Origin of the sequence: Clostridium uliginosum, assembly GCF_900112485.1 — a bacterium.
In the GTDB taxonomy this organism is placed as follows: Bacteria; Bacillota; Clostridia; order Clostridiales; family Clostridiaceae; genus Clostridium; species Clostridium uliginosum.
Genome location: NZ_FOMG01000053.1, coordinates 1 through 10,668 on the forward strand (window position 1 = coordinate 1; position 10,668 = coordinate 10,668).

Sequence of the window (10,668 nt, forward strand, 5' to 3'; positions counted from 1 at the left end):
TCATTTAAAGAGTTCTGATTATTATCTGTAATATTGATAAGTTCTTTTATTTTATGCTCACTATCCTTGGTTTTATTTGTGACTACCTCATTAGCGTTTAATAAATTACTTAATATTTCTTTATTCTTATTTGATTTATCAAGCATTTCACTAGAATCTTCAGATACAGATTGACTCGTTCCTGAAGCTTCTAATAGTGAACTTGTTTGTTCTTCAATAGCAGCACTTAAGTTTTCACTTGATGACAAAATAATTGTAGAAATTTCAGATATATTTTTAAATAAATCCACTAATTTTTGATTTTCTGTTTTTACTTCAATTTCCTTATCACTAATTGATTCTAATAGCTTAGATGCAAAATATACAATTACCAAAATTCCTACTAAAGTTAAAACAATAGCAATAATTCTCATAAGTGATTCTGCTATAGGTAATTGCTTGTCCAGAAAAATTGAAGGATTATTTACAAATACTATGATTTGACATAAAATACTTAAAATTATTGATTGAATAATCATTTTTACATCAAAAAATAATGCTCCAAGAATGACGAAAAAGAAAATTATAAGCCAGAGCGAATCTATATGCATTGTAAAATTTAAAAATAAATAATGAAAATAAGTTATTAATAAAATTATAATCTTTGTTACATTAAATGCTTTTGTATTAAAGCCATTTTCTGTAATTGTAGACTTATAACATTTATAAAATGCTATAGCATAAATCAAAATAAGTATTCCGAGTATTATTAAAGAATTTATACTTATATTATCACTAAGTCCTAATGCTTTTAATACACAAAAAAATAAAAATGATAGAAAACAGCTTGCTAAGTAAATTATTAGTATAAGTTTAAGAGATTTTTTATTAAAGTTTATAAGAAAGCTTTCTTCACTTTCCATATTGCACCTCCTAGATTTATTCGAATAAATTGTTATATTTCGTTTTTCATAATACTTAATATAATAGGAAAATATGATATAATATGTATATTATATCATATTTAGCAATAAAATTTACTTATTTAATATTTTCTCTTATATTTTGTATAATATGGGATAATTTTAGATTATAGATATAATTAAAAATTACATTATGAATATCATTAAAAAGGAGACTAATATCATGAAATATAAAAATGTAACTATTACCGGAACAGGTATATATCATCCTGAAAATAAAATTGATAACGACTTTTACATACAACATTTTAAAAAATCAGGAAAAGATATAACTTCTTTCCTCGATAAAATGGGAAGAAAAGAAAGATACATTGTAAATAATAACACTGAGAATGCATTAACTATGGCAATAGAAGCTTCAAAAAATGCATTGAAAAATGCAGGTATATCCGCTGATCAACTTGATGCTATAGTATTTTCTTCTGATACTCCTGAATATTTGTGTCCTTCTAATGCACTGATAATAAACCATGAATTACAAGCAGTAAATGCACATACTGTATATGATTTAAATTCAAACTGTGTAGGAATGATAGTCGCAATGGATCAAATAAGCCGTTATATGAAAACATCAAAAAATGTAAAGTATGCACTTGTAGTAGGTAGTCTATTAGTATCTTCTATTGCTAGAGAAGATTGCAAATATACTTATCCCATATCTGGAGATGGTGCTGCTGCAGTAATTCTAAAATGTACTGAAGAAGATACTCCAAGAGGCATATTAGATTCCAAATATTGTACTAAATCTGAATATTATAATACAATTGTTTCACCTAGTTGTGGACTTACTAAAAGCCGTTTAAATACTATAAGTGAATATGATAAAACACTATGTTGGACTCCATTTGCTCTTGATTTTTTTGCACCAGAATGGAGTAAAGCTATAGATGACTTTAGGGAAGATTATAATTTTCCTATAGATGAGATTGAATATTTCTTTTTATCACAATATTCAAAGCAATTTATAATAGAAACTGCAAAAATATTAAATATTGAAAATTACGAGGAAAAATTCACATATATCGGAGATCGATATGGTTATACTGGAACCACTAGTCCAATATTTGCGTTACATGAAACATTCCAAAATAAATCTATAAAAAAGGATTCAAAAGCAGTCTTTTGTTCTGTAGGTGCAGGTGTTGCTATGTGCTCACTATTATATCAATTCTAGGCACATGAAGTAAAAGAACAGACCAAAGAGAGATACACCATGTATTTAGCTATGTTTTAATTAAATGTTGATATTGTTATATACAAGTTAACTGGCATTGGACTTTGCTTTATGCATATAAAAAAACGCTATGTTTTAAAATAGTGTTGATATTGTTATATAAATAGTAAACATTGAAGTTTGCTTTATATAACAATATCAACACTCTGCTAAAACATAGCTTTATATTTTAATGTGCCTTATATTCTTTTATCAAATATTCTTTTAGCCTTTCCATCTGTTTTCAAAATTGTATCTGGATTAACCAAATCTATATTACAGTATACTTGCAATATATTATGAAATTTATAATTAATACCTTTTTGCAATCCTAACAAATATTCTTTACTATAGAATTCAGTGTAATTATTCATTTCTACTGTAATTGTTAATTGATCTAAATTATCTTTTCTAGTTATTGTTAATATATAATGTGGTGATAAATCTTTAAAACTAAGCAATACTTCTTCTATCTGTATTGGATATATATTTACTCCCCTAATAATCATCATATCATCATCTCTACAATATATACGTTTCATCCTAACATAAGGGCAACCACATTCACATTTTTCATAACTAAGTGCTGATATATCTCTAGTTCTATATCTTATAAGTGGAATTCCTTCCTTTTCTAAGTTTGTAAAAACTAATTCCCCTGTTTCTCCATGCATATTACTTTCCAAAGTTATAGGATTAATTATTTCCGGCAAAAAATCTTCTTCATTAATATGTAATCCATTTTGTAGAGAACATTCACCCGCTACTCCAGGTCCCATTACTTCACTTAATCCATATATATCATATACTTTAAATTTAAATTTCTTTTCAATATTAGCTCTTATTTCATCAGACCAAGGTTCAGCACCAAAAATACCCATTCTTAACTTTAGTTCTTCAGGCGATATACCCATTTTTACCATAGTATCATATATATGAAGAGCATATGAAGGCGTACATGCAAGTACAGTAGTTCCAAAATTTTTCAAAGTTAATACTTGTTTTTCAGTATTCCCACCAGACATAGGTACAACTGAAGCTCCTAATCTCTCAATTCCATAATGAATTCCTAAACCACCAGTAAATATTCCATAGCCATATGCAACCTGAACTATATCATTTGAAGTCACACCATATCTTTGCAAAGTTGTAGCAATTAAATTTGCCCAACTGTCTATATCTTTTTTTGTATAACCCACTATAGTTTGAATTCCAGTTGTTCCAGATGAAGCATGAAGTCTTACAATCTTATTCATTGGAGCTGCAAACATTCCATAAGGATAATGATCTCTTAAATCTTGCTTTGTTGTAAATGGTAGCAATTTAATATCCTCTAGCACCTTAATATCTTCTGGAAGTATTCCTATTTCATTAAATTTATGTTTATAAAACGGTACGTTTTCATAAACATATTTAACAATTTTTTTTAACTTTTCTGTCTGAATATCATTAATCTCTTCTCGTGTTAAGTTTTTTTCTAAGTTATTCATAAAATTATCCCCTTTTAAGGCACATGAAATAAAATAACAAGCTAAAACATGCCTAATGTATATTATAAAATTTAAATTATCGATGTAATATAAGTCCCCTTAATAAGTATCGACCATTTATTTCTTTAATTTAGCTTTTTATATATATTTTTACATATTATATTTAATATGTAAATATTGTTTAATACAAAAAAATAAATATTATGTATCTCAAAAGAAATAATTAAAGCACAGAAACAAATTTCTAATACTGTATTCAATCTATTTATCTCTTATATATTTATTGCATTATTGTGTAATTTTTGACATTTTTCATTATTTATGCTATAACATATTTTGGGTGATATTTCTTATTTTTTCCATTGTTCTACATATAATATGTTAAAATTGATTACCCTTCTTGATAATCTAAGATTTTTTTTAATATTATTTACATTTTACTTAAAGATATATTAGGCATTTTTAAATAAATAACTAATTAGTATTTTTATCTTTTTTTGTACTATACTGCGTCAGCAAAGGTAGCTAATAACAGTAGTATTAACTTCCTTGTCTAATTCAAAAAATCCTAAGAATCTTTGACTAGCTATTTATTTTAGTCACATGAAAGAAAATAATAGACCAAAGATGTGCCTTACAATGCCTTATAGAAAAATAACAACTATTGGAGGTATACTTTATGAATTTGAAAAAGAAATTAACATTGACACTACTACTAGCTAGTTCCATTCCTCTCATAACTTTTATAGGAATTTCATTAAATTCTTCTCTAAATATAGCTAAAGAAAATGCTATGTCGGAAAATTTCAAGAAAACCGAGCTGGTTGAGAAAGAAATAAATAATTTAGTTGAAAAAAATTTATATGGAATAAAGGTTTTAGCGACAGATCCAACTATAAGAACATTTGATATAGAAAAAATAAAACCAGTTCTTATAGATGCAGCTAACATATATACAGATCTTTCACCTATTGTAGTGGATAATTTAAATGCAATGCAAATTGTTAGAAATGATGATACAAAAATGGCAAATTTAACAGATCGTACCTTCTATAAGGAGGCCGCTAGTGGAAAAGACGATGTTATATCAGATGTTCTTGTAAGTAAAGATAATGGTAAACTTATAACTATACTTGCAAATCCAATAAAATCTACTTCTGATGGCGAGATAACAGGAGTTTTGCAAGGAAACTTAGAACTTAATAAGTTAAATGACTTTGTAGGAAGTGTATCAAAAGATAATGTTACTGCTTACATTTTAGATAATCAAGGCAAATTATTAGCTCATCCTACTAAGAAAATGGACAATCTTGAAGATCGTACTGATTTAAGTGATTTTGATTTTGTAAAACAAGGTTTATCAGGCAAAAGTACTTCTGAACAAGTAATGAAAGATGGACAAAAAATGCTTGTCAGTTACATAAAAAATGAAAAAACTGGTTGGCTAGTTTGTGCAGAAATTCCTTATAGTATAGCAACAGCTGAAAGTGTATCAGATTCTATTAAGATTTCTTTAATTGGACTAGTAATATTACTTTTAACTAGTTTAGTTGTTTTTGTACTTTCTAGTAAAGCAATTAAACCAATTTCAATGCTTCTTTCAGCTGCTAAACGTATTTCAGAAGGAGATTTAAATGTTGAAATTATAAATATAAAATCAAACGATGAGCTAGGTGCATTAGGCAAAGCTTTTCAACAAATGACCCTTCACTTACAGGAATTAGTTAAAGAAATAAAAGGACATTCTCTAGAAGTTTCACACTCTTCTTCAGACATGCTTGCGACCTGTGAACAGCTCGCTGATGTTTCTACTAATACTGCTGGAAATATTTCTGACATTGCAGATGAAACTATTTCAATGAGTTCTACTATCAATAAAATCAATAGTAATATGGATCATTTAGATAAAACAATGACTGAAATAAAAGATAAATCTAATAATGTTAACCAAATGGTAGGTGATGCAACTAACTACTCTGAAAAGGGAAGAGAATCTCTTATCAAAGTTAATTCAAGTATTAACAATATACAACAAGCAGTTAATAATACTTCTAATGTAATAAATAAATTAAATGATCATTCAAAAGCAATAGAAAAAATTACAGATGTAATAAAAGGAATCTCTGAGCAAACAAATCTTTTAGCATTAAATGCTGCAATAGAAGCAGCACATGCTGGTGAACAAGGAAAAGGCTTTGCAGTTGTAGCAGAGGAAGTCCGTAGATTAGCTGAACAATCAGGGGATGCAGCGAGTCAAGTACAAACTCTAATAAATGGAATACAAAAAGAAATCAACAATGTTACTCAAGTTATGAGTACAGGCGTTAGTGAAGTGCACACTGGAATCCAAGTAGTAGATGGGTCAACTGAGTACTTCAAATTAATATCACAAGCTATTAAAAATGTATTAGTTAATATGCAAGATGTAAATTCTTCAATAGAAAATATGACAGATAATAGCCGTGAAATATTTAATAACTTAAATGATATAGGTGAATTTTCTGAAAAAGTATCTTCTGATACTCAGAATATGTCTGCTGAATCGGAAGAACAAGTAGCTTCAATTGAAGAAATTACAGCTACATCTCAAAATTTAAATGAACTTGCATTAAGCTTAGAAAGTTTAACTAACAAATTTAAAACAAATTAAAAATATGGCACTAAAAGATGGGGCTGTCTCAGAATTATCAAGTGAAGTAATAACAACGAAATAGAAATAACATTTATTAAAGAAGACTAAAAAGATTTCGCTAAGGCATATGAAACAAAATAACAAGTCAAAGATGTGATGTATATTTTGAGTCAGACAAGGAAGTAACATTAGCCAATAGTAGGCTATTAGCTAATGTTACTGACGTAGTATCACTCAAAATAGACTAGCATACTGGCTTGTTATTTTGTTGAATATGCCTAAAATTTTCTAACATTTAAAGTTGTACCCATAAAAGATTGCTCCTAATATGCATTAGGACAATCATTTATGGAACAACTTCAAATGAAGAAACTCTAAGCTTATTTTTCAATGCTTATTCCACAAATGTTATTTCTATTTTTTTGAATATACATCATATCATTAAATAATTTGTGTTATAATACAACCCCATTTTTCATATTTAATCATTAAAACCTCTCAATTTTAGATTTAATAATTGGCTCTGTTTTAGTAGTATGTTGATATTATTTTAAAACAGAGCCTAATAATTAAGATTATACACTTATTCTAATACTTTCATTATAAATTGTAATTTGATTTTTTCCATTCTCCTTCGACTTATATAATGCTCTATCTGCCTTTTCAATTAACTCTTTTAAACTTGTTCCATTATAAGGGTAAGATGCAATTCCTATACTTGCTGAAACACTAACTTTTTCATTATTTTTTCCTATATAACTTTCTTCTAATAGTTTAGAAAGTCTCTTTATCTTTTCTTTTATCATTAAGATAGATGAATTCTCTTCAAATACACAAAATTCATCTCCTCCAAATCTAGCATTAACATTATTTTCTTTATTAAAAATACTATTAATTTTTTGTGCAGTATCTTTTAAAACTTCATCACCAATAATATGTCCCAAATAATCATTTACTGTTTTAAAATTATCAAGATCTATAAAAATTAATATATTTTCATTATTTTCGTTATTCTTTATTTTTTCTTCTACTTTATTAAAAAAAGTTAATTTATTATATAATCCAGTGAGCTGGTCACATTCAGACTTTACTTTAAGAATTTCTCTTTCCCTTACATCATTATCAATGTCTGTAATTCTTCCAATTATTCGAACAATTTTATTATTTCTACGTATATAGTTTAATCTCAATTCACACCATAAATACTCTTCATCATTTTTTCTAATTCTAATTTGCTTTATAATTGATAGCTTTTTATTATTATCAATATTATTTATAAGGTTTTTTATTAAGATTATATCTTTAGGATGAATATTAGAATTACTTGAATTTATTATATCAAATTCCCTAGGAGTTAGATTTCTCCCAAACTTTTCTTTAAACTTTGGTGAACATATTACTTTTTTATTAATCAAATCAAAATCAAATATAATATCATTTAATTGTTCAATTACAATTAAATATTTTTCTCTTTCTAGCTCTAATTCTTTCATAAATTTCCTTTGCTCTTTAATATTAACTAAAAAACACCAAAATGCATCTAATAGTGAAAGTGCAATAAAAATGCAAATAATAGTTAATATTTTTTTATGATTATTTATAAAATCTCCTAAGTAATACAACATTCCATTCACATCATTTTTCAATATATACACATTATTCATTCTCTATCATCCTTTAATCTTAATTCATATAAATTATCAAGCAATATTAACACGATTTTAAAACAGAGCCTATTTTTTAATTTTATTATTAATAAAATCCCAATTTTTTAATACACACGCTGCAATTTCTTCATCATACATTATTCCAACATTTTTTTCTATTTCTGATTTACATATATTTAATTGTAAGCTATCTCGATACGCCCTTTTGCTTAACATTGCATCAATCGAATCACAGACAGCAATAATTCTCGATCCTAAAGGAATTTCTTTCCCTTTTAATCCTCTTGGATATCCTTTACCATCAACACGCTCATGATGATATAATATAATTTCACTTATTTTATCTAACTTTTTTGAACTGCTTAATATTTTTGCACCAATAGCGGGATGTTGTTTTATTACATTCCACTCATCATCATTTAATTTGCTTTCCTTATTTAATATTCTATCTGGAATACCGATTTTCCCTATATCATGAACATGCCCTGCAATATGTATTGTTTCTGTATCTTCACTACTTAATTTTAAAAATTTACAAACTTGACATGCCATATCTCCAACCCTAATCGAATGTTTAGCTGTATAAGTGTCTTTTGCATCTAATGCAAATACAATACTTTCAATAAGGTCATGACAAATTGATTTATAATCATTAGATATACATTCCATTCAAAATCTCCTTTATTAATTATTTTTAATCAAACAAATTAACATTCTATTTTTTATATTTGGCGTTGTTTTAAAACCGTATTGATATTAAAACAAAACTTTATATTTAAATTTAATGATATAACTCATTTATAGTAATAATATACCACTGCATCTTCATTTTGACAATGATTATCATTTGTATGTTTTTTTCAATGTGCCTAAAATCAGAAAAATATAAAAAGTCTAAAGTAGAAGTTTATTTTATTATACTTTCTACTTTAAGCTAAAATTTTTAATATATATGTTGCAAATTTAAATGTGCAACATATATACATTTATAATTCTTCTATCTATATACTGATTAAAATTTGTAATTATATTTTCTATAAATTATTAATATCATCTATACTAGCAAATATCATATTTACTATTTTATCTAATTTTAATTTCTTAGTTCTTTCATTATTCATCTTACATAAGCCTTATTTTTTGCAAAAACATAATAATCCATAAAGACAGTACACAGCGAAAATATTAAAACCAAAAGTATGCATAATGTAAAATTACACGTCGAAAATTAGCCATATTTGTCGTGCTAAATAAATAGAAAAATGACATATTTTATTGTATAATTGGAAATGTTAGTTATTTAATTAAATATTTTATAAAGGGGTTGAAAAAATGAGTGAACAAACTTTTGCACTTGGTAAAGATGAAAAAATTGTAAGTAAGAACTTGTTATCTTTTTCTCTAATTTTATTTTTTATTAAATCCTCATTTGAGATTACAAATAAACGTTTAGTTGGACAAGTTCCTAATTTACTATGGATATTTCCTATCGGAAAAAATACTGTAACATATCCATTAAAAAATATAGCTGGAGTGAGACTTGATAATAAGTTTTCACTAAAAAGATTTATCATTGGACTAATTCTTATTTTTATCGGATTATCGAACTTTAGTTCTTTATTTATTGTTTTTATAATCGGAATTTTTGTTCTTATATCTACGTTTGAAATATTTTTTGTTGTTCAAAATACTGCTGGTGCAACAATGAGCTATGCTGTATCTCCACTTGAAAAAGCACAAGCACAACAATTAATAAACGAATTAAACCAAATAATTGCTGATAATGTTTAAACTGCAATAATATTTTTTTATTACATATCAAAAGGGCATAACAGCCCTTTTTTTAGTTTGAATATTTCTACATCTAGATCAAGTCGTTCGTAAACTCTGACCATTACCCCAGAGGTCCTAATTTGGGAAGTTTTACTTACAAAATTTGTAATATCATATGTCTATAATATTAATCATCAATAAAGCATACTATATATGTTGCAAAATAAAAATTTCAAAAGTAATAGACAGGCTATGTGTTAAGATGTAGAAATTTTATTGCAACATATATACTTAAAAGGCTTCATGATACAAAAAGTTTCATGAAGCCTTCTTAATTCCTAGAAATAAGTATTGTATTTTTCACTAATTATTATTGTCTTGAAATATTTATCAAGTCATAAAAATAATACTTTTCATTTCTGACTTTTCCATCTGAATAAATTAATTTTTCTTCTTCTAACTTATTCAAATACACCTCTAAAGTACTACTATGTATTTCAACACGTTCTGATGTAGTTATTAATTTGAAGATATATTATTCTATAAGTTTATTCATATCTGTAGCAACATTTCTAAGCTCATTTATATTAGCCTCGATTTCTTCACTAGCAGCAGCACTTTGTGATATTTCCGCTGTTACCATTTCATATTTTGATATTGTATCTTTTGTTCCATTAGATACTTCTTCATTAAATTGAACTATATTTTTAGTTTCTGTAAGTAATGTAGTAGCTGCTTTACTTATATCCATAATATTATTGCTAAATAACTTTAAACTTGAACTCATAGTATTTAGTCCTTTAACTGTTTCATTAACAATGTTATTTCCCTCTTGAGATTTTTGGTTATTATAAGTCATTTGTTCTTGAACTACATTAATTTTATCTTTTAATTCACCTACTATTGCACCCACTTGATTAAGTGATTGCTT

Annotated in this window: 6 protein-coding genes and 2 pseudogenes; 3 read left to right on the forward strand and 5 right to left on the reverse strand. The window is 26.3% G+C overall.

The genetic code is table 11. The features are described from left to right. Window positions 1-902 (reverse strand): annotated as a pseudogene (locus tag BM027_RS17510) (methyl-accepting chemotaxis protein); the annotation flags it as partial. A 223-nt stretch (window positions 903-1,125) separates the two neighbouring features. On the opposite strand from BM027_RS17510, the gene BM027_RS17515 reads away from it, so the two are divergent. Next, window positions 1,126-2,136 carry a ketoacyl-ACP synthase III gene (locus BM027_RS17515; RefSeq protein WP_175560025.1) on the forward strand — a complete coding sequence of 337 codons (1,011 nt, stop codon included), beginning with the start codon at window positions 1,126-1,128 and terminating at the stop codon, window positions 2,134-2,136. 239 nt (window positions 2,137-2,375) lie between these two features. On the opposite strand, the gene BM027_RS17520 is transcribed toward BM027_RS17515, so the two are convergent. Next, window positions 2,376-3,665: a phenylacetate--CoA ligase family protein gene (locus BM027_RS17520; RefSeq protein WP_090094466.1), complete on the reverse strand. Its 1,290-nt coding sequence runs from the start codon at window positions 3,663-3,665 to the stop codon at window positions 2,376-2,378. A 679-nt stretch (window positions 3,666-4,344) separates the two neighbouring features. Here BM027_RS17520 and BM027_RS17525 point away from each other — a divergent pair. After that, window positions 4,345-6,315, forward strand: coding sequence for a methyl-accepting chemotaxis protein (locus BM027_RS17525; RefSeq protein WP_090094467.1), 1,971 nt, complete (start codon window positions 4,345-4,347; stop codon window positions 6,313-6,315). Window positions 6,316-6,872: 557 nt separating this feature from the next. Here the strand turns inward: BM027_RS17525 and BM027_RS17530 are convergent. Both BM027_RS17530 and BM027_RS17535 read right to left on the reverse strand, forming a co-directional pair. Next, entirely contained in the window at window positions 6,873-7,961 is a 1,089-nt protein-coding gene (locus tag BM027_RS17530) for a sensor domain-containing diguanylate cyclase (protein ID WP_090094468.1), read from the reverse strand. A 69-nt stretch (window positions 7,962-8,030) separates the two neighbouring features. After that, window positions 8,031-8,633: an HD-GYP domain-containing protein gene (locus BM027_RS17535; RefSeq protein ID WP_090094469.1), complete on the reverse strand. Its 603-nt coding sequence runs from the start codon at window positions 8,631-8,633 to the stop codon at window positions 8,031-8,033. 663 nt (window positions 8,634-9,296) lie between these two features. Between BM027_RS17535 and BM027_RS17540 the strand changes: the two genes are divergently transcribed. Next, window positions 9,297-9,755: a hypothetical protein gene (locus BM027_RS17540; protein WP_090094470.1), complete on the forward strand. Its 459-nt coding sequence runs from the start codon at window positions 9,297-9,299 to the stop codon at window positions 9,753-9,755. Between the two features lie 517 nt (window positions 9,756-10,272). Here BM027_RS17540 and BM027_RS17545 read toward each other — a convergent pair. Beyond that, window positions 10,273-10,668: pseudogene (locus tag BM027_RS17545) on the reverse strand (methyl-accepting chemotaxis protein); the annotation flags it as partial.